This is a genomic window from Rubrivirga sp. (assembly GCF_965213695.1).
Lineage (GTDB): Bacteria > Bacteroidota > Rhodothermia > Rhodothermales > Rubricoccaceae > Rubrivirga.
In genome coordinates, this window is record NZ_OZ243912.1 from 1,787,761 (window position 1) to 1,812,317 (window position 24,557).

Here is a 24,557-nt window from a genome sequence, read left to right on the forward strand (position 1 = left end):
CTGTCCATGACGCCCGCCGCGCACGCCCTCCTCGACGGCCTGATCGACTACGCCGGCCTGTTCCCGCCGGCCGCCCTCGCGCTGGACGCCTCGGCCGACGCCTACGCCGGCCACCGCCGGAGCCCCGACGCCTGGATGCTCGGCCGGTTCATCGTCCCCGCCGGCCGCTTGGGGGAGCTGGCGGATCACGTGGACGAGGGGCCGTGGCCGCTGTCGGTCCTGGGCCTGCCCGACGAGGGCGACGGCTGGCTCGAGACCGCCCGCCGGACGCTCGACGCCGCCCGCGAGGTGGAAAAGGTCCACCCCGACCGCGTCCGCGCCGACCGGTTCGAGCTGAAGGTGCCCGCCGAGATCGCCCGGGACGCGGACGCGCTCGCCGGGATGCTCGGAGACCTCGACGCGGCTCTTTTGAACGGCGGCGCGACCGGGCCGCGAGCGGCCCTCGAAGTCCCGTTCCTCGACGCGCCCGACGCCGTCGCGCCGGCGGCGCAGGCCGTGGTCGATGCGAACGGGCGGGCGGAGCGGCCGGCGTTCGCGCTCAAGCTCCGCTGCGGCGGCGTCACGCCCGACCTGGTGCCCGACGTCGAGACGCTGGCCCGGGCGCTCTCGGAGGCGGTCCGCGCGGGCGCCCCGTTCAAGGCGACGGCCGGCTTGCACCACCCGCTCCCCAACGACGACGAGGCCGTCGGCGCCCGGATGCACGGGTTTTTGGGCGTCTTCGGCGGCGCCGCGCTCGCGCGCCTCCACGGGCTCCGCCCCGACGACTGGGCCGAGATCCTGGCCGACGACGACCCCGGGTCGTGGTCCGTCGAGGACGGCCTGCGCTGGCGATCCCTCCGGGCCACCGCCGCCGAGGTCGCCGACGCCCGCACGCAGTCCGCGCTCAGCTTCGGCTCGTGCTCGTTCGACGAGCCGCTCGACGACCTCCGAGCCCTCGGCTGGCTGTGAGAGGTTGGCAGGTTCAGCGGGTCGGTCGGGTTCAGCCGGTTTCGTGCCTGATACGGCCTCGCCCGATTGGCTATGCAGTCGCCGGCGACGTCCCCTCTCCCACCGGGAGAGGGACAGGGTGAGGGGCCATCACGCCTGCTCCCTCATGCACAGCGAACCTTCGGAGCCCGTATGAGTCGAGCGGACGGCGAACGCTCGGGGGCCTCTCGCATTCAACCCGCCGCACCGGCCCGACCCGCCGCACCCGCTCAACCTCCCATCTCATGACCCCCTTCCTCGATCTCCCCGCCGACAGCGGCTTCGGCCTGCACAACCTGCCGTACGGCGTGTTCTCGACCCGGGCCGAGCCGCCCCGGTGCGGCGTCCGGATCGGGGACCACGTGGTGGACCTGGCCGTGCTCGAAAGCCACGGGGTGGTCGGGGTGGCCGGCGCCGGGCGGCAGCCCGTGTTCAACGCCGGGTCGCTCAACCGCTTCATGGCGCTCGGGCCCGACACGTGGCACGCCGTCCGGAGCCACCTCCAGGAGCTCTTGAGCGTCGAGGGCTCGCCGGCGCTCCGCGAGTCGGAGACGCTGCGGCAACGGGCCATCGTGCCACTGGCCGACGTCACGATGCACCTGCCGGCCGAGATCGGCGACTACACCGACTTCTACTCGTCGCGCCAGCACGCGACGAACGTCGGGTCGATGTTCCGGGACCCGGACAACGCGCTGTTGCCGAACTGGCTCCACCTGCCGGTCGGGTACCACGGGCGGGCGTCGTCGGTCGTGGTGAGCGGGACCGACGTGACGCGCCCGAGCGGCCAGCAGAAGCCGGACGACGACGCGCCGCCGGTCTTCGGCCCGTCGAAGCTGCTCGACATGGAGCTCGAGCTGGGCTTCTTCGTAGGGCCCGGCAACGCGCTCGGCGAGCCGATCCCGATGGCCCAGGCCGGGCGGCACATCTTCGGGTTCGTGCTCGTCAACGACTGGAGCGCGCGCGACATCCAGAAGTGGGAGTACGTCCCGCTGGGGCCGTTTTTGGGCAAGAGCTTCGCCACGTCGATCTCGCCCTGGGTGGTGCCGGCCGCCGCACTCGCGCCGTTCCGCGTAGAGGGCGAGGCGCAGGACGAGACGGCCGGCAACCCGGAGCCGTTGCCGTACCTCCGCCAGGCCGAGCCGCGCGCGCTCGACCTCGACCTGGCCGTCGCGCTGGAAACGGAGGCGATGCGCGAGGCCGGGACGCCGCCCGAGGTCGTGGCCCGGTCGAACGCGACGAACCTGTACTGGAGCCCCGAGCAGCAGCTCGTTCACCACACCGTCAACGGGTGCAACGCGCGGCCGGGCGACCTGATGGCGTCGGGGACGATCAGCGGGGAGGCGCCGGGCAGCTACGGGTCGTTCTTGGAGCTCTCGTGGCGGGGGACCCGCCCGCTCGACCTGCCGGGCGGCGAGACGCGGACGTTCCTGCGCGACGGCGACCGCGTGGTGATCTCGGGCGAGGCGGTCCGCGATGGCCGGCGGGTGAGCCTGGGCGAGGTGAGCGGGACGATCCGCCCGACGGCTTCGTAACGCGCTGGCCCCACATGGATTAGAGAGGGACCTATATTCAGGCGCATTCGGGCGGTCCCCACCGCCGGCCCGTGCCCCCAGGCCGCTCTCCGCGGCCGCCCCGCGTCACGGACCCCGCCACGCATGCAGGTTGCCCACCCCTCCTTCCGGCAGCACGCCCTCCGCCTCAGCGACTTCGACTACGACTACCCGAAGGGGCTCGTCGCTGCGTACCCCGCCGAGCCCCGCGACGGCGCCCGGCTGATGGTCGTCGACCGCGCGAGCGGGACCATCGAGCACCGCGCGGTCCGCGACCTGCCGGGCTACTTCGCGGAGGGCGACGTGTTCGTGGCCAACGACACGATGGTGTTCCCGGCCCGTCTCCGGGGGATCAAGGAGAACACGGGGGCCAAGGTCGAGGCGTTCCTGCTCCGCGAGCTCAACCCCGAGCACCGGCTGTGGGACTCGATCGTGGACCCGGCCCGGAAGGTCCGCGTCGGCAACAAGCTCGTGTTCGGAGACGGCCTGGCGGCCGAGGTCATCGACAACACGACGAGCCGGGGGCGGACGCTCCGGTTCATGTTCGACGGCTCGCCGGAGGCGCTCTACCACGCCATCGACGCGGTCGGCGAGACGCCGATCCCGCCGTACCTCCGCCGGAAGGCCGAGCCCGCCGACCGCGTCCGCTACCAGTCCCTGTTCGCGCGCCGGCGCGGGGCCGTCGCCGCGCCCGCGTCGGGCCTCCACTTCACGCCGGGCCTGCTCCAGGCGATGACCGACAAGGGCTGCGAGGTGACCACGGTCACGCTCCACCTCGGCCTGGGCTCGTTCCAGCCGGTCGAGGTCGAGGACCTCTCCAAGCACCGGATGGGCTCGGAGTACTTCGAGGTCGGGCCGGAGGCGGTCGAGGCGGTCAACCGCGCCCTCGCCCACCCCGACCGAACCGTCACGGCCTGCGGGACCACGGTCGTCCGCGCGATGGAGTCGACGCTGTCGGCGGCGAAGACGCTCAAGGCCGGCGAGGGGTGGACCGACCGGTTCATCTACCCCGTCCACACGTTCCACGTGACGGACCGGCTGTTGACCAACTTCCACCGCCCGAAGTCGACGCTGCTCATGATGGTCGCGGCGTTCGCCGGCCACGACCTGCTGACGGAGGCCTACCAGACGGCCATCCGCGAGGAGTACCGCCTGTTCTCGTTCGGCGACGCCATGCTGATTCTCTAGAGGGACGGGGGATGAGGGACTGGGGATTGGGGACCGCTCGCGCAGCCTTCGGCCACGTCCGGGTCGAGCGCCGTTCCGTTCGATGAACGGGGACGCATCGGTCGGGCTCGTCGTGCCGGCGGGCGGGTCGGGCTCGCGGATGTCGGCGGCGGGCGCGCCGGCCAAGCAGTTCCGCCTGCTCGGCGGAGCGCCGGTCGTGGTCCAGACGCTCCGGGCGTTCGCCGATCATCCAGGTGTTGGGCCGATGGTCGTCGTGGTCCCGGCCGGCGAGGAAGGGGCCACGCGCGCGATGCTGGCCGCGCACGGCGTCGAGGCGGGCGTGGCCACGGGGGGGCGGACGCGCCAGGCGTCGGTCGCGAGCGGGGCGGGGGCGTTGCCGCCGTCGGTCGAGACCGTCGTGGTGCACGACGCGGTCCGGCCGTTCGTCACACGGGCCGTTATTGCAGAGACGGTCGCCGCCGCCCGCCAGCACGGCGCCGCCGCCGCCGCCGTCCGCGTGGCCGACACGCTCCGCCAGGGCGGTGACGGCCCGCTCTTCGGCGAGACCGTCCCGCGCGACGGCCTCTGGGCCATGCAGACGCCGCAGGCCGCCCGCCGCGACTGGCTCGTCCGGGCGGCGGCGAACGCGGCGGGCTGGCTCGCGACCGACGAGGTCGGCCTGTTGCAGCACGCCGGCTACCCCGTCCGGATCGTCGAGGGCGACGCGCGGAACGTCAAAATCACCCGGCCCAGCGATTGGGCGCTGGCGCAAGCGCTGTGGCCGGAGTGGGCAAGGGGCGAGGGGTGAGGGGTGAGGGGTGAGGGGTGAGGGGTGAGGGGTGGCGGTCGGGAAAAAGTTCCGGCCGACTTCCGGCCGTCGACTGGCGCTTCGTGTCATTGGCGGACATCTTCCCCGTCCCCCGTCCCCCGTCCCCCGTCCCCCGTCCCCCGTCCCCCGTCCCCCGTCCCCCGTCCCCCGTCCCCCGTCCCCATGCGTATCGGCCACGGCTACGACGTCCACCGCCTGGTCGCGGGCCGGCCGCTCATCCTGGGCGGCGTAGAGGTCCCGTCCGAGGCCGGTCTCGACGGCCACTCCGACGCCGACGTGTTGACGCACGCCGTGATCGACGCCCTCCTCGGGGCGGCGGCCCTCGGCGACATCGGCGCGCTCTTCCCCGACACGGACGCCGAGTGGGAGGGGGCCGACAGCATCGGGCTCTTGGAGGCCGTCGTCGGCCGGGTGGCCGAGGCCGGGTTCGACATCGGGAACGTGGACGCGACGGTCGTCTTGCAGCGGCCGAAGCTCCGGCCCCACATCGACACGATGCGCGAGCGGCTGGCGGGCGCGCTGGGCGTCGAGGTCGGCCGGGTCTCCGTCAAGGCGACGACGGGGGAGGGGATGGGGTTCGTCGGGACGGGCGAGGGGGCCGCGGCGCACGCGGTCTGCCTGCTGGTCGAGCGCTAGGGTGGCCGCCTGGGTCGCCGAGTTCGTGACCTGGCTGGAGGCGTTGCCTCCGGCCGGCATCTACGCGGTGCTCCTGGGCATCGCCTACGGCGAGAACCTGGTCCCGCCGCTCTGGGGCGACACCGTCATCGTCCTGTGCGGGTCGCTTGTCGGGCTCGGCGTGCTCTCGTTCTGGCCGGCCGTCGCGCTGGCGTCCCTCGGTGGCGCGGCCGGGTTCCTGACCGTGTTCGCCGCCGGGCGCCGCCTGGGCGAGGCGATCCACGACCCGGCCCGGATGCGATGGATCCCCCGTGGCGCGCTCGGCCGCGTCGAGCGGTGGCTGAGCCGGTGGGGCTACGGCGTCGTCGCGGCGAACCGGTTCCTGGCCGGCGGCCGGGCCGTGATCGGCCTGCTGGCCGGCGCCTCCGACTTGCGCTGGGCGCCGACGGCGGCGTGGGCGACGGTCAGCGCCGTGGCCTGGAGCCTGTTGCTGGTGTGGGGCGGGGCCAGGCTCGGCGCCGAGTGGGAGCGCGTGCTCGACTGGCTGGCGAACTACGGGCGCGTGGTGACCGTCGCGCTCGGGGCCGCCCTCGCGGTCGCGGCCGTGCGGCGCTGGCGGGCCCGACCGAAGAACTCACGGCGAAGAGACGGCGCGGAAGCGCCCGACCCCCCCCCCGTCGGTTGACGGCCGGCGCCGGACCGGGCTAGCTTCGCGCTTCGCGATGTCCGCGCCGCTGGCGTAGCTCAGTTGGTAGAGCAGCTGATTTGTAATCAGCAGGTCGGGGGTTCGAGCCCCTCCGTCAGCTCCGCCGATCCCGCGCCTGCGGGCTCGCACGTTCTTTCTTCGGGCAGGTGGCCGAGTGGTTAAAGGCGACAGACTGTAAATCTGTTCTCGTAAGAGTACGGAGGTTCGAATCCTTCCCTGCCCACATGGTGATTGGCGATCCGGCGATTCGCGATGGACGATTCGCACCCGTCGCGAGTCCGAGGTCCGCAACCTCCAATCGTCCTGCGGGAGTAGCTCAGTTGGTAGAGCGTCACCCTTCCAAGGTGAATGTCGCCGGTTCGAACCCGGTCTCCCGCTCCCAGGCATCGGCGACTTGGTGATCGAAGACTGCCGATTGGGTGGCCGATCACCCAATGCCACACCCGCCTCCTTAGCTCAGTGGTAGAGCACTTCCATGGTAAGGAAGGGGTCCCCGGTTCAAATCCGGGAGGAGGCTCCGCGGCTCCGGCCGCTCACGTGACACCCCTCTCATCAGCGCCGCGCGCGCCAACGACACAGAACCCATGGCGAAGGAACAGTTCCAGCGTACGAAGCCCCACGTCAACGTGGGCACGATCGGCCACGTCGACCACGGGAAGACGACGCTGACCGCGGCCATCACGAAGGTGTTGGCCGAGGCCCAGGGCGGGACGGCCATGTCGTTCGACCAGATCGACAACGCGCCCGAGGAGCGCGAGCGCGGGATCACGATCGCGACGGCCCACGTCGAGTACGAGACGGCCGAGCGGCACTACGCCCACGTCGACTGCCCCGGCCACGCCGACTACGTCAAGAACATGGTGACCGGGGCGGCCCAGATGGACGGGGCCATCCTCGTCGTCGCGGCGACCGACGGGCCGATGCCCCAGACGCGCGAGCACATCCTCCTCGCGCGCCAGGTCGGCGTGCCCTACATCGTCGTGTTCATGAACAAGGCCGACTTGGTCGACGACGAGGAGCTGTTGGAGCTCGTCGAGATGGAGGTCCGGGAGCTCCTGGGCTCGTACGAGTTCCCGGGCGACGACCTGCCCGTGATCCAGGGGTCGGCGCTCGGGGCCCTGAACGGGGAGGCCGAGTGGGTGGCGAAGGTCGACGAGCTCATGTCGGCCGTCGACTCGTACATCCCGACGCCGGAGCGGGCCGTCGACCAGCCGTTCCTGATGCCGGTCGAGGACGTGTTCTCGATCACGGGCCGGGGGACCGTCGTCACGGGCCGGGTCGAGCGGGGGGCGATCAAGGTCGGGGACCCGGTCGAGATCGTCGGGATCTCGGAGACGAAGCAGTCGTCGACGGTGACGGGCGTCGAGATGTTCAGGAAGCTCCTGGACTCGGCCCAGGCCGGGGACAACGCGGGGATCCTCTTGCGGGGGATCGAGAAGGACGCGGTCGAGCGGGGGATGGTCCTGACGAAGCCGGGGGCGGTCACGCCGCACAAGCGGTTCGAGTGCGAGGTGTACATCCTGAGCAAGGACGAGGGGGGCCGTCACACCCCGTTCTTCAAGGGGTACCGTCCCCAGTTCTACTTCCGGACGACGGACGTGACGGGGGACATCGAGCTGGCCGAGGGGGTCGAGATGGTGATGCCGGGGGACAACACGCAGTTCACGGTCGCGCTCATCCAGCCGGTGGCGATGGAGCAGGGTCTCCGGTTCGCGATCCGGGAGGGGGGCCGGACGGTCGGCGCGGGCGTCGTCTCCAAGATCCTCGACTGATCCCGCCGGAGCGCCGGCTTCCCAAGTCCGGTCTCCATCAGCCCTTCTGAACCGCCGACCGCGCGGTTCGTAGATTGGCCCGACCGCCGGCGTCCTTCGGGGCGCCGGCGGTCCGCTGAACGGGCGTAGCTCAATTGGCAGAGCAGCGGTCTCCAAAACCGCAGGTTGCAGGTTCGAGTCCTGCCGCCCGTGCTCCGATTCCGAACCGACTCCACCGCCGTACGCGGCACCGACATGGCGACACAGACACAGACGCAGGCCCCCGGCGGCGCCGCCGGGAACTACCTCGTCGAGGTCCGCAAGGAGATGCGGAAGGTGAACTGGCCCAAGCGCAAGGAGCTCATGAGCAACACCGTGCTCACGCTCGCCTCGGCGCTGGCGGCGTCGCTGTTCATCTTCTTCGCCGACGAGGTGATCAGCACGATCCTCCGGTTCATCTACGGCAGCTAGCGCTCGCTCGCTTCCCGCACCGCCTCCTATGTCTCGCCCCCCGATCCGTAAGTGGTTCGTCCTCCGGACCTTCTCCGGCCACGAGAAGAAGGTCAAGGAGTACCTCGAAAGTGAGGTCGAGCGGCTCGGCTACGAGGACAAGCTGACCCAGGTCATCATCCCGACCGAGACGGTGTTCGAGATGCGGGCCGGCAAGAAGAAGACGCGCGAGAAGACGTCGTTCCCGGGCTACATCCTGCTCGAGGCCATCGTCGACCCGTACCTCCGCGAGGTCATCAACGGGGCCCCGTCGACCATCGGGTTCCTCGGTGCCAACGGCGAGCCCGTCCCGCTCCGGCCCGACGAGGTCGGCCGGATCCTGGGCATGATGGACGAGGACAAGGGCGAGACGATGGAGATCCCCTTCAAGCAGGGCGACGCCGTCAAGGTCGTCGACGGCCCGTTCAACACGTTCACGGGCTTCGTCGAGGAGGTGTACCCGGACAAGATGAAGGTCCGCGTGATGGTCTCGATCTTCGGCCGCAAGACGCCGCTGGAGCTCGACTACCTCCAGGTCGAGCACGAGGGGTAGCGCCGAGCCGGCGACGGAGCCATGAACCTCGCGGCCCGTCGTCTACGGAATCAGCGCCTCGTCGGCACGAGGCTGTTGGGCCCCGAGGCCGTCGTGGGCTGGCTCGGGGCTGTGCAGGCCCAGGACTATCCGGGAGCGGCGTGGGCCGTCGCCCAGCGTACGACCGGCGCCACCGCAGCCGACGTCGACGCCGCCCTCGACGCGGGGACGATCCTCCGCACCCACGTCCTCCGGCCCACCTGGCATCTGGTCCGGCCCGCCGACCTCCGCTGGATGCAGGCCCTGACGGGGCCGCGCGTCAAGCGGTCGCTCCGGTCCTACGACCGCAAGCTGGAGATCGACGACCGGACGGTCGGGCGCAGCCAGCGCCTGATCGCAGACGCGCTGGCGGACGGCGCCCACCGCACGCGGGCCGAACTGGCGGAGGTCCTCGAAGGGGGCGGAATCGTAGCACGGGGGCCGCGGCTCGCCCACCTCGTGATGCACGCCGAGGCGGACGCCCTCGTGTGCAGCGGCCGACGTCGAGGCCGCACGCAGACCTACGCCCTCGTCGACGAGCGCGCGCCCGGCGGCCCGGTGCTCGAGCCGGAGGAGGCCCTTGTCGAGCTCGTCCGGCGGTACCTCCGCAGCCACGGCCCGGCCACGCCCCACGACGTCGCGTGGTGGTCCGGTCTCACCGTCACGGACGCCCGGCGCGGACTGGCGGCGCTCGGTGACGAGGGGGAGGAGGTCGAGATCGACGGGACGGCCTATTGGCAGGTGGCGCCCGTCGCCCCGGTCTCCCTGCCCGACCCGACGGTCCACCTGCTTCCGAACTACGACGAACACGTGGTGGCGTACCGGGATCACGGTCCCTCGGTCGATCCCGCCACGCCAGACGCGCTGGCGGGATGGGGCAACGGGAGCACGACCCACCAGATCGTGCGCAACGGCTTGGTGGTGGGAGGGTGGCGCCGCACGCTGCACCGGGATCGGGTGGAGGTCCGGGTGACGCTGCAGACGCCGTTCTCCGCCGCCGAGCGGGCAGCGCTCGTAGAGTCTGCGGAGGCGTTCGGGCGGTTTCTCGGACGGCCCGTCGGCCTCGACGTGGACCACCGGCGCGTGGTCTGATACCGGACCGCTGGGGTTCTGCGTCACCCGTCGGACGTCCGAATTCGGGGAAAGCGTGAGCGGTTCATCTGGCGATTCCGCGCTAGCGGATCGGGATCGGGACGCGGAGGCGCGCGCCCAGCGTCGTCAGCGGCAGGTCGCGGGTGGTGAGGCCACCCAGCGGGAGCCGCCCGAAGACCTCGATGGTCGGGGCGGACGCGCTCGCGCCCGACGTGAGGCGGAGGGCGAGGGTGAGCTGGCGCGCGAGGTCGACCCGGCTCCCGGCGCCCGCCGACTCGCGCGTCTCGTACGCCTCGGCGCCCACGACGAAGAGGGAGCCGCCGGCCCGGGTGGGGTCGTCGACGAGCCGGCCGGAGTAACGCACGCCCTCGTCCCGGAACGACTGGTCGAGGTAGACCGCCGACGTGAGCCCGACGGCCACGCCCAAGCGCGCGCGCCGGCTCCGCACGACGTCGACCGAGAGGTCGAACGGGATCTCGATGGCGAGCGTGGTGACCTCACTGCGCGACGCCACGTCGAGAGGCCGCGCCAGGTCGGATTGCGCCAACGGGGTGGCCAGGTCGCCCTCGGTGACGAACCGGGCGTAGGCGAGCTGGGCTCCGCCCGAGACCGACATGCGGCGGCCGACCGGGAGCGCGCCTGAGAGCCCCGCCGAGACGCCGCCGCCGTCGGCGAGCCGCCCGTCCGAGACCGTCGAGGTGACCCCGGCTACCACGGACAGCGCGGGACGTCCCCAGCTTTGGGCTGGGGGACGCGCAGTCGGTCGGTCCGGGCGAGCGTCCGGTGGTCGGCTTGGGAGCACGAGCACGGACGGGCCGGCCGGCGCGAGCGGTCGGTCGGGGAGGGGAGGCTCCGCCTGGGCGACGGACGGGAACACCGCTGGTGTGTCGACGGGCGCCAGCGGCGGCTCGACCGGGGCGGGGCCGTCCGGCGGATGCGTTCGGTGGCCCGCCGCTGGCTGAGGACGACGAGCGGTGGGAGCGGACGGACGGCCACTCGCGCGGAGCGCCACACGGCCGGGCGTCGACGGAGGCACGGCGGCGTCCCGAGCCGGAGCGGCCTCTTCCGCCCTGGCTGACGGCGTTCCGTCGGTCGAAGCAGGACCCGGCGAGGTCACGTCGGCGACGAGGGCGCGCGCGCGCTCGGCGCTCGGGGCGGGTCGGGTGGCGAGGAGCCACACACCTCCGCCGACCGCCAGCACGGCGACGAGCGCGGCCACGCCGGCCCATCGGCGCCGAGCCCTCGTCGGGCTTGCCAGCGGCGGACGGTCCGCAGCGGGGACCGGCCCCAACGCCTCGCGCATCCGGGCCCACGCCGCCGGGTCGACCGGCTCGCCGTAGGCGTCGAACACCTCGCGGACGCGCTCCGCGAAGCGGTCGTCGAAGTCGGTCATGGCTGCACCCCGACGCGCTGGTGGTAGAGGGCCTGGAGCTGGCGCTTGGCCCGGGTCAGGTGCGAGCGCGACGTGCCGGGCGCGATCCCAAGCAGCACCGCGATCTCGTCGTGCGTGTAGCCCTCGACCTCGTAGAGGTTGAACACGGCCCGCTGGACGTCCGAGAGCTCGGCCAGCAGGAGCAGGATCTCCGTCGCCTCGACCGTGATCGAGTGCCCGGCGCCGACGCCCGGCTCCGGCGGCTCGGCGTCGGTGTCGAGCGTGGCGTGGTAGCGCCGGGTCGAGCGGTGGCGGTCGACGGCGCACCGGACCAAGAGGCTCCGGAACCAGGGCTTGAAGGGTCGGTCCGGGTCCACGCGGTCCATCGCTCGGAAGGCCTTGAGGAAAGCGTCGTGGCAGATTTCGAGCGCGTCGTCGCGCGAGCGGGCGTAGCGGAGGCCGACCGACATCGCGAACGACCAGTAGCGCCGGTAGAGCGCTTCCTGGCTCGGCGGGTGCCCACGCTGGCACCCGCGGATCAGCTCGGAGTCAGTGGGCACGCGGGCCGGTCATGCGGCGATGGTGGAGAAGCCTTACGACCGCGGGTCGGCCACCTGGCCGATGAACAGGAGCGTGTCGGTGGTCCGCTCGCGGATGGCGAAGACGAAGGGCCGGTTCGCGTAGAACGACGGCCCGGCCGATTCTAGAGCGACCCCGACGGTCGTGACGGCGGCGGCCTCGGAGCCCTCCTCGTCCACGCGCAAGAACGTGTTCTGCTTGACGAAGTCGACGTAGAGGCCGGCGTCGCTCATCCGCGACAGGTCCGCGGCCGGCCCGAAGGCGTCGACCATGCCGAGAGCTTTGAGCTGGTCGTTGAGGAATTTGTCGGTCGTGAACGAGAATCGCGGGAGTCCAACCTCGACGCCGCTAAACGCGCCGGCCGCGTCGAGCCGCGTGGTGGCGTCGGCCCAGAAGCCGGCGTCGAGCTGGCGGGCAAAGTCGGCGAGGCCGGCGTCGTCGGGCATCAGGACGACGAAGGAAAAGTTGGCCCGGCCGTAGGGGAGCTCGAGCGCCGAGTAGCCGTCGCCGCGGACCGTCAGGGCCGGCACGAGCCCGGTCATGATCGGCGTCTGGACCGTCCGGCCGTCCGCCAGCGTAAAGTCCGAGGCCGTCGTCCGGGCCGGGTCGAACTGGGCCGACCAATCCCCCTTGAAGTAGAGCGCGTTCATGAGGACGAGGACGAGGTCCGCGCCGATCTCCTCGATCACCTTCGGGACGCGGCCCTCGGTGTGGTCGCTGGCCCACCCGTTGATGACGCCGGGCGCCGAGGGCGAGCCGAAGTCGAGGGACTGGACGGTCGCGTCGAACGGCCCGCGCATCGCGGCCAGGAACGGGGCCTTGACGGGCGACGCCTGGTCGAACGCCTGGTCGTAGAACACGGCATTCGCGAGGGCGAACTGGACCTCGGGGTCGGCCGCGAGCAACTGGGTCCGCAGGCTCTGGTAGGCCGCGTTGACGGCGTCGAGGTCCTGGTCGGGCGCGTAGCCCAGCATGTCTCGGATCTGCGCGTAGGTGTCGCCGTCGGTCCCATTCAGGAGCATCGTGAGGGCGACGCTGGCGCTGAGCGGCGAGAGCATGAGGTTGCGGTCGTCGGTGGCCGCGACCTCTGCGAAGAGCCCGACGCCGAAGGCGTTGCTGTGGTTGATGAGGGCCTCGGCCTCGGCCGTGAGCGTGATCTCGGTCGGCGGGCCCGACGCGCCCGGCCCGGTGGTGTCGCAGCCGGTCGCCGCGAGCGCGAGGGCGACGAGGAGGGTGGGGAGGGGACGGCGGGGCATGGCTCGAAGAGGTAAGGAACACCTGCCGATACGGACCTCGCGGCGACAGCGCTGCACGGGGCGCGCGGAATCTGCGAGGGCGCTACGTTTTTTATCCCTTCCCTTGGGCAGGGCTGCTACGTTCTTTGCCGACCGTACAAATAACAGGTGTCATTCCCGCGCATGCGGGAATCCATGCGCGGCGACGGTCCGGCGAGCCGCCGCCTATGGATCCCCGCGTGCGCGGGGATGACTGCCGTTTTGTTTAGGAATCTGACTCGTTTCGCAGAACGTAGCAACTCTGCTTCCCTTGGGGAGGGCGGCGGGGGCGCTGGAGCGACGGCCCCTGATGGGGCGGTTCCCGGATGCCGCCCCGTCCTCAACACCGTCGGAGAGGGGGCCGAGGGGTGTCGAGACGAGGTCGGCACATGTCGTCGGCGCTTCGCCAGACGGGCCGGACGGAGGAACGGCGGGGTGGGAGTGAAACGCGGGCGAAGCCTGCGGAGGGGACGGATCTGGCGTCGAGGAGCCGGTACCTTCTCGATCCGCTACGCCCCGGCGTAGCCCCACCTGCGCGGGAGCCGGAGACCCCGGCGGTTGCACCGCACCCCAGTCATGGCGAAGAAAGTCGACGGCTACATCAAGCTGCAGATCAAGGCGGGCCAGGCGTCGCCGGCCCCCCCGATCGGCCCGGCGCTCGGCCAGAAGGGCGTCAACATCATGGAGTTCTGCAAGGCGTTCAACGCCGCGACGCAGGACAAGATGGGGCTCGTGATCCCCGTCGTCATCACGGTCTTCGGCGACAAGAGCTTCACGTTCATCACGAAGAGCCCGCCGGCGGCGGTCCTGCTCAAGATGGCCGCGAAGGTCCAGAAGGGCGCCGGCGACCCGCTCCGCGAGAAGGTCGGGAAGGTGACCTGGGACCAGTGCCGGGACATCGCCCAGCAGAAGATCGAGGACCTCAACGCGACGGACCTCGACAACGCCGCCCGGATGATCGCGGGCACGGCCCGCTCGATGGGCCTGACGGTCACCGGCGCTCCGGTCGCCTAAGCGGTACGGGGTACCGGGTACGCGGTACGGCCCCCGGGCCGAGCGTACCTCGTACCGAGTACCACGTACCTGTTTCCACTGCGGGAGCCAGCCACGCTGGCGGTTGCACCGCACACCCCCCACACCCATGGCAAAGAGAGGCAAGCGCTACCGTCAGGCGGCCGAGCTCGTCGCGGCGGCGACCGAGGAGGCCGGCGGCGCGCTCCCGCTCGACACGGCGGCCGAGCTGGTCAAGAAGACCGGCGGCGCCAAGTTCGAGGAGTCCGTCGACATCGACATCCGGCTGGGCGTCGACCCCCGCCACGCCGACCAGATGGTCCGCGGCTCGGTCGCGCTCCCGCACGGGACCGGCAAGACCGTCCGCGTGCTCGTGCTCACGAACGAGGGCAAGCAGGCCGAAGCGAGAGACGCCGGCGCCGACATGGTCGGGCTCGACGACTACGCCGACAAGATCCAGAACGAGGGGTTCACCGACTTCGACGTCCTGATCGCCAGCCCGGACGTGATGCCGGTCGTCGGCCGGCTGGGCCGCGTGCTCGGCCCTCGCGGGCTGATGCCGAACCCGAAGTCGGGCACGGTGACGAACGACCTGGCCGAAGCCGTCGAGGCCGTCAAGGCGGGCCGGATCGACTTCCGCGTCGACAAGGCCGGGATCATCCACACGTCGATTGGCAACGTGTCGTTCTCCCAGGACCAGATCCGCGACAACGCCGACGCCTTCCTCAAGGAGATCGTCCGCTTGCGGCCGGCTGCCGCGAAGGGCCTCTACGTCAGGAGCGTCACGCTCTCGACGACGATGGGCCCGGCCGTCCCGGTCGACCGCGGCGCCGCCGTCATTGCCACCCGCTAACCGTTGAATGTGCAGAGTGGAAGGTCGGACGTGCGCACCGCATCTCACCTTCCACGTTCCACTTTCAAACATTCGACTCCAAAGACATGCCGCTGACCAAAGCGCAGAAGGAGGAGGCCCTCGGGGCCATCGAGGAGACGCTCGAAGGGGCCAACACGGTCTACCTCACCGACTACCAGGGCCTGACGGTCGAGCAGGCCACGGGCCTCCGCCGCGCCTTCCGCGAGGCCGACGTCCAGTACAAGGTCCTCAAGAACACGCTCCTCCGGCGGGCGATGGAGGCCCGGGGCGGGTTCGACGACCTGCTCGACGAGCTCAACGGCCCGACGGCCGTGGCCTTCACGAACGACCCGGCTGGCCCAGCCAAGGTGCTCAAGAAGTTCCTCGAGGACCACGACCTCGAGATCCCCCGCTTCAAGGGTGCCTACATCGACGGCGCCATCTACGGCGAGGGCAGCCTCGACGTGCTCGCCAAGCTCAAGAGCAAGGACGAGTTGCTCGCCGACATCTTGGGGCTCCTCATGGCTCCGATCACGAACGTCGCGTCGGCCCTCGGCGCGCAGGGCGCTGGCCTGGCCAGCGTCATCCAGCAGATCTCCGAGAAGGAGGACAGCTGATCTCACCCCCGCTTCGGCGGACCCATCCATAACACGCGGCGCAGCCCGTCCGGGCCGAGACCGCCGCAGGAACCCCCCACCCCAATGGCAGACATCAACAGCATCGCCGAGAGCCTGGTCAACCTCACCATCAAGGAGGCCAACGAGCTGCTCACGGTCCTCAAGGACGAGTACGGCATCGAGCCGGCCGCCGCCGCCGCCGTCATGGCCGGCCCGGCCGGGGGCGACGGCGCCGCCGCGGCCGAGGAGCAGACCGAGTTCGACGTGATCCTCTCGGGGATCGGCGGCAACAAGATCGCCGTGATCAAGGAGGTCCGCGGGATCACGGGCCTGGGCCTCAAGGAGGCCAAGGAGCTCGTCGACAACGCCCCGTCGCCGATCAAGGAGGGCGTCTCGAAGGAGGAGGCCACCGAGGTCCAGGGCAAGCTCGAGGGCGCCGGCGCCACGGTCGAGCTCAAGTAAGTCTGGGCGGGCGGCCCCGTGCCGTCCGCGTCGTCGCGTGTCGCCCGCTCTCCCCGGCTTTGCCGAGCGGAGGGCGGGCGTTCGCGGCATCCGGCGGCGCCCGCTTCTGGGTGCGGCCGACGTGCGGCCCGGCGACGTCCGGCCTGCACACGAACCGAACGGAACACCGTGTTCCGCCCTCCGGTTCACCCCGATGATCCCGCCGCGTGCGGGGTCTCGGATGCCCGCGTCGCCCGAGCCATCGGCCGGCGCCGCCCGGCGGCTTCAGAGCCGCGGCCGGGCCCTTCGCATCAACGGTCATCACACCCAGGGGTACGCCTTGAGCAACAGCAAGAGCGCGGCGCGACCGGCGCCCAACGGCGAGAGCACTCGCCAGTCGTTCGCGGACATCGCGCCGGTCCTCGACTTCCCGGACTTCCTCGAGATCCAGCTCCGGTCCTACCACGAGTTCCTCCAGGCCGAGCTGGTCCCCGAGGAGCGGGACCCGGCCAAGGGCCTGGAGGCCACGTTCCGGGAGCACTTCCCGATCACCGACACCCGCGAGCGCTACACGCTCGAGTACCTCCACTTCACGCTGGAGGCGCCCAAGCACTCCATCGAGGAGTGCCTGGCGCAGGGCCTGACCTACGCCCTCCCGCTCAAGGCCAAGCTGCGCCTGAGCGCCAAGGAGGACGAGGACGAGGACGAGCCGGAGGAGGCGATCCAGCAGGACGTCTACCTCGGCAACCTCCCCGTCATGACGGAGAAGGGCACGTTCGTCGTCAACGGCGCCGAGCGGGTCATCGTGAGCCAGCTCCACCGGAGCCCGGGCGTCTTCTTTAGCCAGTCGGTCCACCCCAACGGGACGGACCTGTACAGCGCCCGCGTGATCCCCTTCCGGGGCTCGTGGATCGAGTTCTCGACCGACGTCGCGAACGTGATGTGGGCCTACATCGACCGCAAGAAGAAGCTGCCGGTCACGGCGCTCTTGCGCGCGCTGGGCTACTCGTCCGACGCCGAGATCGTCAACCTGTTCGACTTGGCGGACGAGGAGAAGGTGACGACCAAGAAGGCGTACGCCAAGCTCGTCGGCCGCGTGCTGGCCGCCTCGGTCACGGTCGAGGTCAAGCACGAGGTGATCGACGAGGACACCGGCGAGGTGCTCCAGGAGACGTCCGAGCGCGAGGTGATCCTCCCGGCCGAGCACGAGCTGACGGAGGACGACTACGGCACGTTGAAGGACGCCAAGGTCGAGACCGTCATCGTCCGCCGCGAGGTGGACGAGGACGCCGACGACCCGGGCCTCGACATGTCGACGCTCCTCAACACGCTCAAGAAGGACCCGACGCACTCGTCGGACGAGGCGCTCAAGCACCTCTACGAGACGCTGCGCAGCGCCGAGGCGCCCGACGTGGACGCGGCGCGCGCCCTCCTCGACCGCCTGTTCTTCTCCGACAAGCGTTACGATCTGGGCGCCGTCGGCCGGTACCGCATGAACAAGCGGTTGGGGCTGAGCGGCGAGGACACCTCGGTGACGCTGTCGAAGGAGGACATCGTCGCGATCATCACCGAGCTCGTCAAGCTCCAGAACGGGAAGTCGAACGTCGACGACATCGACCACCTCGGCAACCGCCGCGTGCGGACGGTCGGGGAGCAGCTCCAGAGCCAGTTCTCGCTCGGCTTGGCGCGCATGGCGCGGACGATCAAGGAGCGGATGAATCTCCGCGACGCCGACAAGTTCACGCCCCAGGACCTGGTCAACGCCCGGACCGTCTCGTCGGTGATCAACACCTTCTTCGGGACGAACCAGCTGAGCCAGTTCATGGACCAGACCAACCCGCTCGCGGAGCTGACGCACAAGCGTCGGATGTCCGCGCTCGGGCCGGGCGGCCTGACGCGCGAGCGGGCCGGCTTCGAGGTCCGCGACGTCCACTACACGCACTACGGCCGGCTCTGCCCCATCGAGACGCCGGAGGGCCCGAACATCGGGCTCATCTCGTCGCTCTGCACGCACGGCGTGGTTAACCAGTTCGGGTTTATCGAGACGCCGTACCGGAAGGTCAAGAACGGGAAGGTCAGCAAGCAGATCGAGTACCTCTCGGCCGAGGACGAGGACCGCTACACCATCGCTCAGGCGAACGCCCCGCTCAACGACGACGGGACGTATGCCAACGACTTGGTCCGCGCCCGGATCGGTGGCGACGTCCCCCTCGTCTCGCCCGACGAGATCGACTACATGGACGTGGCGCCGAACCAGATCATCTCGCCGGCCGCCTCGCTCATCCCGTTCTTGGAGCACGACGACGCCAACCGCGCGTTGATGGGCTCGAACATGCAGCGCCAGGCCGTGCCGCTCTTGCAGCCGTCGGCGCCCTACGTCGGCACCGGGCTCGAGGGGCGGATCGCGCGCGACAGCCGCGCCATCCTGGTCGCCGAGGGCGACGGGACGGTCGAGTACGTCGACGCGACCAAGATCACGGTCCGCTACGACGAGACGCCCGAGGACGCCGACGCGGCGTTCGAGGAGCCGGTCCGGACGTACCCGCTCGTCAAGTTCCGCCGGACGAACCAGGACACCAACGTCACCCAGAAGCCGCGCGTCGCCGCCGGCATGAAGGTGAAGAAGGGCGACCTCCTGGCCGACGGCGCGTCGACCGAGCGCGGCGAGTTGGCCCTCGGCAAGAACGTGCTGGTGGCCTTCATGCCCTGGAAGGGCTACAACTTCGAGGACGCCATCGTCATCTCGGAGCGCGTGGTCAAGCAGGACATCTTCACCTCGGTCCACATCGAGGAGTTCGACCACCAGGTCCGCGACACCAAGCGGGGCGAGGAGGAGCTCACGCGCGAGATCCCCAACGTCTCCGAGGAGGCGACCAAGGACCTCGACGAGCGCGGCATCGTCCGCGTCGGGGCCGAGATCAACCCGGGCGACATCATCGTCGGCAAGATCACGCCCAAGGGCGAGACCGACCCGACGCCCGAGGAGAAGCTCCTCCGTGCCATCTTCGGCGACAAGGCCGGCGACGTCAAGGACGCGAGCCTCAAGGCCAAGCCGGGCATGAACGGGGTCGTGATCGACACGATGCTGTTCTCGCGCCGCAAGACCGACGCCATCACCAAGAAGGCCGAGGAGAAGCGACTCGAGGAGATCCAGCGCCAGCTCGACCGCGAGGTCGAGGCGCTCCAGCAGTCGTTCTACGAGCGGTTCTTCCAGCTCGTCGGGTCCAAGAAGGCGGGCTCGGCCATCGAGCTCCGCGACGGAACCGTCGTGGTGTCCGAGGGCGGCAAGCTGGCCAAGACGGCGTTCAAGGCCATCGAGCCGGCCGACCTCAAGATCCGCCAGGAGTACACCAACGACGAGGAGACGAACCGCCAGGCGTGGAAGCTCTTGGCCAACTACCAGCGGCGCCACCAGGAGGTGACCGGCTCGGCCGAGCAGGAGGAGTACCGGATCCAGATGGGCGACGAGCTCCCGCCGGGGATCGTCCAGCTGGCCAAGGTCTACGTGGCCAAAAAGCGCAAGCTCCAGGTCGGCGACAAGATGGCCGGGCGCCACGGCAACAAGGGCGTCGTCGCCAAGATCGTCCCCGAGGAGGACATGCCGTTCCTGGAGGACGGCACCCCGGTCGACATCTGCCTCAACCCCCTCGGTGTCCCGTCGCGGATGAACCTGGGACAGATCTTCGAGACGTTGTTGGGCTGGGCCGGCGAGAAGCTGGGCGAGACCTACGCCACGCCGGCCTTCGACGGCGCGTCGATGGACGACATCGCGGGCAAGCTCCGCGAGGCCGGCCTCCCCGACGACGGCCGCGTCCAGCTGTTCGACGGCCAGACGGGCAAGGCGTTCGACCAGAAGACGACGGTCGGGCAGATCTACATGCTCAAGCTGTCGCACCTGGTCGACGACAAGATCCACGCCCGCTCGATTGGCCCCTACTCGCTCATCACGCAGCAGCCGTTGGGCGGCAAGGCCCAGTTCGGCGGCCAGCGGTTCGGCGAGATGGAGGTGTGGGCGCTCTACGCCTACGGCGCCTCGAACGTCCTGCGCGAGCTCCTGACAGTCAAGTCCGACGACGTCCAGGGCCGCTCGAAGGCCTACGAGGCCATCGTCAAGGGCGACAACATCCCCGAGCCCAACGTGCCCGAGTCGTTCAACGTCCTGCTCCGCGAGATGCAGGGCCTCGGCCTGGAAGTGAGGATTGATTGATCGGGTGATCGGGCGAGTGGCCGGTTCACGCTGCCAGTCCCCGATTGCCCTCAATCACCCGATCACCAATCATCCGATCATCAAATCCACCTATGGCATTCGGCATCCAGCCGGCGCAGCCGGCGCAGAAGAAGTACTACAGCTCGATCACGGTCAGCCTGAGCTCGCCCGAGACCATCTTGGAGCGGTCGTTCGGCGAGGTGCTCAAGCCGGAGACGATCAACTACCGCTCGTTTAAGCCGGAGAAGGACGGGCTGTTCTGCGAGAAGATCTTCGGCCCGGTCAAGGACTGGGAGTGCCACTGCGGCAAGTACAAGCGGATCCGGTACAAGGGCATCATCTGCGACCGCTGCGGCGTCGAGGTGACCCAGAAGTCGGTCCGGCGCGAGCGGTTCGGGCACATCACGCTGTCCGTGCCGGTCGTCCACATCTGGTACTTCAAGAGCCTGCCGAACAAGATCGGCGCGCTCCTGGGCATGAAGTCGAAGGACCTCGACCGGGTCATCTACTACGAGGCCTACGTCGTGGTGAACCCGGGCGGGGCGGTCAACCTCGGCATCGAGCAGGGCACGCTGCTGACCGAGAACGAGTATTTCGACGTCCTCTACCAGATCCGCGAGGACAACAACCGGCTGGCCGACGACGACCCCGAGAAGTTCGTGGCCATGATCGGCGGCGAGGCCGTCGAGGAGTTGCTCAAGCGGCTCGACCCGGACATGCTGGCGACCGAGCTCCGCTTCCAGGCGCGGACCGAGACGAGCCAGGCCCGCAAGGCCGAGGCCTTGAAGCGGCTCGGCATCGTCGAGTCCTTCCGCGCGGCGAACGCCCGGATGGAGAACAAGCCGGAGTGGATGGTGATGAAGGTGATCCCGGTGATCCCGCCGGAGTTGCGTCCCCTCGTCCCGCTCGAGGGCGGCCGGTTCGCCACGTCGGACCTCAACGACCTGTACCGGCGCGTCATCATCCGGAACAACCGGCTCAAGCGCCTCATCGACATCAAGGCGCCGGAGGTCATCCTGCGCAACGAGAAGCGGATGTTGCAGGAGGCCGTCGACTCGCTGTTCGACAACTCGCGCAAGGCGAACGCCGTCCGCTCGGACTCGAACCGCGCGCTGAAGTCGCTGAGCGACATGCTCAAGGGCAAGCAGGGCCGGTTCCGCCAGAACCTGTTGGGCAAGCGCGTCGACTACTCGGGCCGGTCGGTCATCGTGGTCGGGCCGGAGCTCAAGCTCCACGAGTGTGGCCTGCCCAAGCAGATGGCCGTCGAGCTGTTCAAGCCGTTCATCATCCGCAAGCTCATCGAGCGCGGCATCGTCAAGACGGTGAAGTCGGCCAAGAAGGTCGTCGACCGCCGGACGGCCGACGTCTTCGACATCCTGGAGAAGGTGATCGACGGCCACCCGGTGATGCTGAACCGGGCGCCGACGCTCCACCGCTTGGGGATCCAGGCGTTCCAGCCGGTCTTGATCGAGGGCAAGGCGATCCGCCTGCACCCCCTCGTCACGACGGCGTTCAACGCCGACTTCGACGGCGACCAGATGGCGGTCCACGTGCCGCTGTCGCACGACGCGATCCTGGAGGCGAGCATCCTGATGCTGGCGTCCCACAACATCATGTCGCCGGCGCACGGGGGCCCGGTGGCGGTCCCGTCGCAGGACATGGTGCTCGGCATGTACTACATGACGAAGGACCGGGCCGGCGAGAAAGGCGAGGGCATGATCTTCGGCTCGACGCGCGAGGTCCGCCAGGCGTTCGACCAGGACCAGGTCGCGCTCCACGCGCGGATCAAGCTGAAGCTGGAGGAGCCCACGTTCGACGGCGAGCACCAGGCCGGCGAGGTCATCGACACGGCCGTCGGCCGGGCCCTCTTCAACGACATCGTGCCCGAGGGCGTCGGCTACATCGACCAGGTCCTGACCAAGAAGAACCTCCGCGGGATCATCGCGGGCGTGTTCAAGGCGACCGACTTCCCGCGCACGGCCACGTTCCTGGACGAGGTCAAGGACCTCGGCTTCGGGCAGGCCATGCTGGGCGGGCTGAGCTTCTCGCTGAGCGACATCGTGGTGCCGGACGCCAAGGAGACGCTGATCCGTGAGGCCGAGGGCCGCGTCGACGACATCCGCTCGAACTACGAGATGGGCTTCATCACCGAGGCCGAGCGGTACAACCAGGTCATCGACGTCTGGACCTCGACCAACAACGAGGTCTCGAACGTCTTGTACGACGCGCTCCAGGACGACCAGGAGGGGTTCAACGCCATCTACATGATGGCCGACTCCGGCGCCCGTGGCTCGCGCGAGCAGATCCGCCAGCTCGGCGGGATGCGTGGCTTGATGGCCAAGCCCCAGAAGTCGGCCGCCGGCTCGGCGGGCTCGATCATCGAGAACCCGATCAAGTCCAACTTCAAGGAGGGCCTCTCGGTCGCCGAGTACTTTATCTCGACGCACGGCGCCCGCAAGGGCTTGGCCGACACGGCGCTCAAGACGGCCGACGCCGGCTACCTCACGCGCCGCCTGGTCGACGTGTCCCAGGACGTCTCGATCCAGGAGCCCGACTGCGGCACGCTCCGCGGCGTCCGGATGGAGGCGCTCAAGGACAACGAGGACGTCGTCGAGTCGCTCCGCGACCGGATCGTCGGCCGCGTGTCGGTCCACGACGTCCGCGACCCCGAGTCGGGCGACGTGCTCCTGCGCCGCGACGACATGATCACGGACGAGATCGCGGACCGGATCGCGGCGACGTCGTTGGAGACGGTCGAGATCCGGTCGGTGTTGGCGTGCGAGGCCCAGCGCGGCGTCTGCGCGCTGTGCTACGGCCGCGACCTGGCGAATGGCCGGATGGTCCAGATCGGCGAGGCCGTCGGCGTCATCGCGGCCCAGTCCATCGGCGAGCCCGGGACCCAGCTTACGCTGCGGACCTTCCACATCGGCGGCACGGCCTCGCGCATCGCGGCCGAGTCGACGATCGAGGCCAAGTTCGCCGGGACGGTCGCTTTCGAGAACCTGCGGACGGTCACCGACGAGTCGGGCGAGACCCCGCGCACGATCGCGCTCGGGCGCTCGGGCGAGGTCCGGATCCTCGACAAGGACGGGAAGCAGCGGATCTCGTACACGATCCCCTACGGCGCCGACGTGGCCGTGGCCGAGGGCGACGCGGTCGAGAAGGGCGACGTGATCGCGACGTGGGACCCGTACAACTCGGTCATCGTGGCCGAGACCGTGGGCACCGTCCGCTTCCAAGACATCATCGAGGGGACGACCTACCGCGAGGAGTCCGACGAGCAGACGGGCTTCCGCGAGAAGGTCATCACCGAGTCGCGCGAGCGCTCGCTCACGCCGGCCCTCGTCATCGAGGGCGAGGGCGGCCGCGAGTACACGATGCCCGTCCGGGCCCGCCTCCAGGTCACGGCCGGCGACGCGATCCAGGCCGGCACCGTGCTCGCCAAGCTCCCACGCCAGTCGGCCGGCACGCGCGACATCACGGGCGGCCTGCCGCGCGTGATCGAGCTGTTCGAGGCGCGCCAGCCGTCGGACCCGGCCGTCGTGACCGAGATCGACGGCGTCGTGTCGTTCGGCGGCCGCAAGCGCGGCTCGCAAGAGGTCCTCGTGACGAGCCGCGACGGGGCGACGGAGAAGACGTACCTCGTCTCTCTGAGCAAGCACCTGCTGGTCCACGAGAACGACTTCGTCCGCGCGGGCGAGGCGCTCTCCGACGGGCAGATCTCGCCCCAGGACATCCTGGCGATCCTCGGGCCCACCGCGGTCCAGGAGTACCTCGTCAACGAGGTCCAGGAGGTCTACCGGTTGCAGGGCGTCGGCATCAACGACAAGCACATCGAGGTCGTCGTCCGCCAGATGATGCAGAAGGTCCGGATCTCGGACCCCGGCGACACGCCGTTCCTGGAAGGGGACCTGGTCGACCGGCTCCAGCTCGAGCAGACCAACGACGAGCTCTACGACAGCTTCGTCGTGGTCGACGCGGCCGAGTCGGACTTGCGGATCGGGCAGTCGATCTCGCGGCGCCAGCTCCGCGACGCCAACTCGGCGCTCAAGCGCGAGGACAAGCCGGAGATCGAGGTCCGCGACGCGGAGCTCGCCGTCGCCGAGCCGGTCCTGTTGGGGATCACCCAGGCCGCGCTCCGGACCGACTCGTTCATCTCGGCGGCGAGCTTCCAGGAGACCACCAAGGTGCTCACCGAGGCGGCCATCGCGGCGCGCCAGGACGGCCTGCTGGGGCTCAAGGAGAACGTCATCATCGGCCACCTCGTCCCGGCCGGGACGGGGCTCCGCGACTACCGCGACATCGTCGTCGGCAGCCGCCAGGAGCTGGAGGCGCTCCAGGCCACGCAGGACGCGCTCGACCGCGGCCTCTCGACCGGCGACGGCGACATCCTGGGGGCCCCGGCCACGCCGGGCGCCGCCGACGACGAGACGTTGGCCGAGATCAACCGCCGCCTGGGCTAAGCCC

Annotated in this window: 19 protein-coding genes and 5 tRNA genes; 21 read left to right on the forward strand and 3 right to left on the reverse strand. The window is 70.2% G+C overall.

Annotated elements, in window-relative coordinates; all coding sequences use genetic code 11:
• Positions 1–6: 6 nt before the first annotated feature.
• The 15 genes from ACOOHE_RS07795 to ACOOHE_RS07865 all read left to right on the forward strand — a co-directional run bounded on the left by ACOOHE_RS07795 (position 7) and on the right by ACOOHE_RS07865 (position 9,736).
• On the forward strand, positions 7–948 hold the full coding sequence (locus ACOOHE_RS07795) for a hypothetical protein (RefSeq protein ID WP_420457244.1): 942 nt from the start codon (positions 7–9) through the stop codon (positions 946–948).
• A gap of 263 nt (positions 949–1,211) precedes the next feature.
• Positions 1,212–2,498, forward strand: coding sequence for a fumarylacetoacetase (gene fahA, locus ACOOHE_RS07800; RefSeq protein WP_420457245.1), 1,287 nt, complete (start codon positions 1,212–1,214; stop codon positions 2,496–2,498).
• 123 nt (positions 2,499–2,621) lie between these two features.
• Complete coding sequence (queA, locus tag ACOOHE_RS07805) at positions 2,622–3,704, forward strand: tRNA preQ1(34) S-adenosylmethionine ribosyltransferase-isomerase QueA (protein WP_420457246.1); 1,083 nt, start codon at positions 2,622–2,624, stop codon at positions 3,702–3,704.
• 82 nt (positions 3,705–3,786) lie between these two features.
• Positions 3,787–4,491 (forward strand): 2-C-methyl-D-erythritol 4-phosphate cytidylyltransferase, encoded by a 705-nt coding sequence (gene ispD / locus ACOOHE_RS07810; protein ID WP_420457247.1) that lies wholly within the window; start codon positions 3,787–3,789, stop codon positions 4,489–4,491.
• 183 nt (positions 4,492–4,674) lie between these two features.
• On the forward strand, positions 4,675–5,148 hold the full coding sequence (ispF, locus tag ACOOHE_RS07815) for a 2-C-methyl-D-erythritol 2,4-cyclodiphosphate synthase (RefSeq protein WP_420457248.1): 474 nt from the start codon (positions 4,675–4,677) through the stop codon (positions 5,146–5,148).
• Between the two features lies 1 nt (position 5,149).
• Positions 5,150–5,812 carry a DedA family protein gene (locus ACOOHE_RS07820; RefSeq protein WP_420457249.1) on the forward strand — a complete coding sequence of 221 codons (663 nt, stop codon included), beginning with the start codon at positions 5,150–5,152 and terminating at the stop codon, positions 5,810–5,812.
• Positions 5,813–5,860: 48 nt separating this feature from the next.
• Positions 5,861–5,933: transfer RNA gene (locus tag ACOOHE_RS07825), tRNA-Thr, on the forward strand.
• Between the two features lie 40 nt (positions 5,934–5,973).
• Positions 5,974–6,056, forward strand: a tRNA-Tyr gene (locus tag ACOOHE_RS07830).
• Positions 6,057–6,138: 82 nt separating this feature from the next.
• Positions 6,139–6,211, forward strand: a tRNA-Gly gene (locus tag ACOOHE_RS07835).
• A gap of 67 nt (positions 6,212–6,278) precedes the next feature.
• Positions 6,279–6,350: transfer RNA gene (locus ACOOHE_RS07840), tRNA-Thr, on the forward strand.
• A 67-nt stretch (positions 6,351–6,417) separates the two neighbouring features.
• The gene (gene tuf, locus ACOOHE_RS07845; RefSeq protein WP_420454798.1) at positions 6,418–7,605 is read left to right on the forward strand and encodes an elongation factor Tu; all 1,188 of its coding nucleotides are present in this window, start codon (positions 6,418–6,420) and stop codon (positions 7,603–7,605) included.
• Between the two features lie 119 nt (positions 7,606–7,724).
• A tRNA-Trp gene (locus ACOOHE_RS07850) sits at positions 7,725–7,797 on the forward strand.
• Positions 7,798–7,839: 42 nt separating this feature from the next.
• Entirely contained in the window at positions 7,840–8,055 is a 216-nt protein-coding gene (secE, locus tag ACOOHE_RS07855) for a preprotein translocase subunit SecE (RefSeq protein WP_420457250.1), read from the forward strand.
• A gap of 28 nt (positions 8,056–8,083) precedes the next feature.
• A complete protein-coding gene (gene nusG / locus ACOOHE_RS07860; RefSeq protein ID WP_420457251.1) occupies positions 8,084–8,626 on the forward strand; it encodes a transcription termination/antitermination protein NusG in 543 nt (180 codons plus the stop codon).
• A 21-nt stretch (positions 8,627–8,647) separates the two neighbouring features.
• Positions 8,648–9,736 carry a winged helix DNA-binding domain-containing protein gene (locus ACOOHE_RS07865; protein WP_420457252.1) on the forward strand — a complete coding sequence of 363 codons (1,089 nt, stop codon included), beginning with the start codon at positions 8,648–8,650 and terminating at the stop codon, positions 9,734–9,736.
• A gap of 82 nt (positions 9,737–9,818) precedes the next feature.
• Here ACOOHE_RS07865 and ACOOHE_RS07870 read toward each other — a convergent pair whose 3' ends face one another.
• The 3 genes from ACOOHE_RS07870 to ACOOHE_RS07880 are packed head-to-tail and all read right to left on the reverse strand — an operon-like array spanning position 9,819 to position 12,943.
• Positions 9,819–11,129: a hypothetical protein gene (locus ACOOHE_RS07870; RefSeq protein ID WP_420457253.1), complete on the reverse strand. Its 1,311-nt coding sequence runs from the start codon at positions 11,127–11,129 to the stop codon at positions 9,819–9,821.
• On the reverse strand, positions 11,126–11,668 hold the full coding sequence (locus tag ACOOHE_RS07875; RefSeq protein ID WP_420457254.1) for an RNA polymerase sigma factor: 543 nt from the start codon (positions 11,666–11,668) through the stop codon (positions 11,126–11,128). Before ACOOHE_RS07875 ends, ACOOHE_RS07870 begins: the two co-directional genes overlap by 4 nt.
• A gap of 33 nt (positions 11,669–11,701) precedes the next feature.
• Positions 11,702–12,943, reverse strand: a complete 1,242-nt coding sequence (locus tag ACOOHE_RS07880; RefSeq protein WP_420457255.1) for a serpin family protein — start codon at positions 12,941–12,943, stop codon at positions 11,702–11,704.
• Positions 12,944–13,537: 594 nt separating this feature from the next.
• Between ACOOHE_RS07880 and rplK the strand changes: the two genes are divergently transcribed.
• From rplK to rpoC, 6 genes are all read left to right on the forward strand, one after another.
• Complete coding sequence (rplK, locus tag ACOOHE_RS07885; protein ID WP_420457256.1) at positions 13,538–13,975, forward strand: 50S ribosomal protein L11; 438 nt, start codon at positions 13,538–13,540, stop codon at positions 13,973–13,975.
• A gap of 127 nt (positions 13,976–14,102) precedes the next feature.
• The gene (rplA, locus tag ACOOHE_RS07890; RefSeq protein ID WP_420457257.1) at positions 14,103–14,825 is read left to right on the forward strand and encodes a 50S ribosomal protein L1; all 723 of its coding nucleotides are present in this window, start codon (positions 14,103–14,105) and stop codon (positions 14,823–14,825) included.
• An 86-nt stretch (positions 14,826–14,911) separates the two neighbouring features.
• Positions 14,912–15,442: a 50S ribosomal protein L10 gene (rplJ, locus tag ACOOHE_RS07895; RefSeq protein ID WP_420457258.1), complete on the forward strand. Its 531-nt coding sequence runs from the start codon at positions 14,912–14,914 to the stop codon at positions 15,440–15,442.
• A gap of 84 nt (positions 15,443–15,526) precedes the next feature.
• Positions 15,527–15,904, forward strand: a complete 378-nt coding sequence (rplL, locus tag ACOOHE_RS07900; protein WP_420457259.1) for a 50S ribosomal protein L7/L12 — start codon at positions 15,527–15,529, stop codon at positions 15,902–15,904.
• 319 nt (positions 15,905–16,223) lie between these two features.
• Positions 16,224–20,090 carry a DNA-directed RNA polymerase subunit beta gene (gene rpoB / locus ACOOHE_RS07905; RefSeq protein WP_420457260.1) on the forward strand — a complete coding sequence of 1,289 codons (3,867 nt, stop codon included), beginning with the start codon at positions 16,224–16,226 and terminating at the stop codon, positions 20,088–20,090.
• A gap of 92 nt (positions 20,091–20,182) precedes the next feature.
• Positions 20,183–24,553: a DNA-directed RNA polymerase subunit beta' gene (rpoC, locus tag ACOOHE_RS07910; RefSeq protein WP_420457261.1), complete on the forward strand. Its 4,371-nt coding sequence runs from the start codon at positions 20,183–20,185 to the stop codon at positions 24,551–24,553.
• Positions 24,554–24,557 lie beyond the last annotated feature (4 nt).

Coding starts and splice junctions, on each gene's coding strand:
- fahA (WP_420457245.1), top strand. CDS start 1,212: ATGACCCCCTTCCTCGATCTCCCCGCCGACAGCGGCTTCGGCCTGCAC.
- ACOOHE_RS07870 (WP_420457253.1), bottom strand. CDS start 11,129: ATGACCGACTTCGACGACCGCTTCGCGGAGCGCGTCCGCGAGGTGTTC.
- rpoC (WP_420457261.1), top strand. CDS start 20,183: ATGGCATTCGGCATCCAGCCGGCGCAGCCGGCGCAGAAGAAGTACTAC.
- ACOOHE_RS07795 (WP_420457244.1), top strand. CDS start 7: ATGACGCCCGCCGCGCACGCCCTCCTCGACGGCCTGATCGACTACGCC.
- rplA (WP_420457257.1), top strand. CDS start 14,103: ATGGCAAAGAGAGGCAAGCGCTACCGTCAGGCGGCCGAGCTCGTCGCG.
- tuf (WP_420454798.1), top strand. CDS start 6,418: ATGGCGAAGGAACAGTTCCAGCGTACGAAGCCCCACGTCAACGTGGGC.
- rplJ (WP_420457258.1), top strand. CDS start 14,912: ATGCCGCTGACCAAAGCGCAGAAGGAGGAGGCCCTCGGGGCCATCGAG.
- ACOOHE_RS07880 (WP_420457255.1), bottom strand. CDS start 12,943: ATGCCCCGCCGTCCCCTCCCCACCCTCCTCGTCGCCCTCGCGCTCGCG.
- ispD (WP_420457247.1), top strand. CDS start 3,787: ATGAACGGGGACGCATCGGTCGGGCTCGTCGTGCCGGCGGGCGGGTCG.
- rplK (WP_420457256.1), top strand. CDS start 13,538: ATGGCGAAGAAAGTCGACGGCTACATCAAGCTGCAGATCAAGGCGGGC.
- secE (WP_420457250.1), top strand. CDS start 7,840: ATGGCGACACAGACACAGACGCAGGCCCCCGGCGGCGCCGCCGGGAAC.
- ACOOHE_RS07865 (WP_420457252.1), top strand. CDS start 8,648: ATGAACCTCGCGGCCCGTCGTCTACGGAATCAGCGCCTCGTCGGCACG.
- ispF (WP_420457248.1), top strand. CDS start 4,675: ATGCGTATCGGCCACGGCTACGACGTCCACCGCCTGGTCGCGGGCCGG.
- rplL (WP_420457259.1), top strand. CDS start 15,527: ATGGCAGACATCAACAGCATCGCCGAGAGCCTGGTCAACCTCACCATC.
- nusG (WP_420457251.1), top strand. CDS start 8,084: ATGTCTCGCCCCCCGATCCGTAAGTGGTTCGTCCTCCGGACCTTCTCC.
- queA (WP_420457246.1), top strand. CDS start 2,622: ATGCAGGTTGCCCACCCCTCCTTCCGGCAGCACGCCCTCCGCCTCAGC.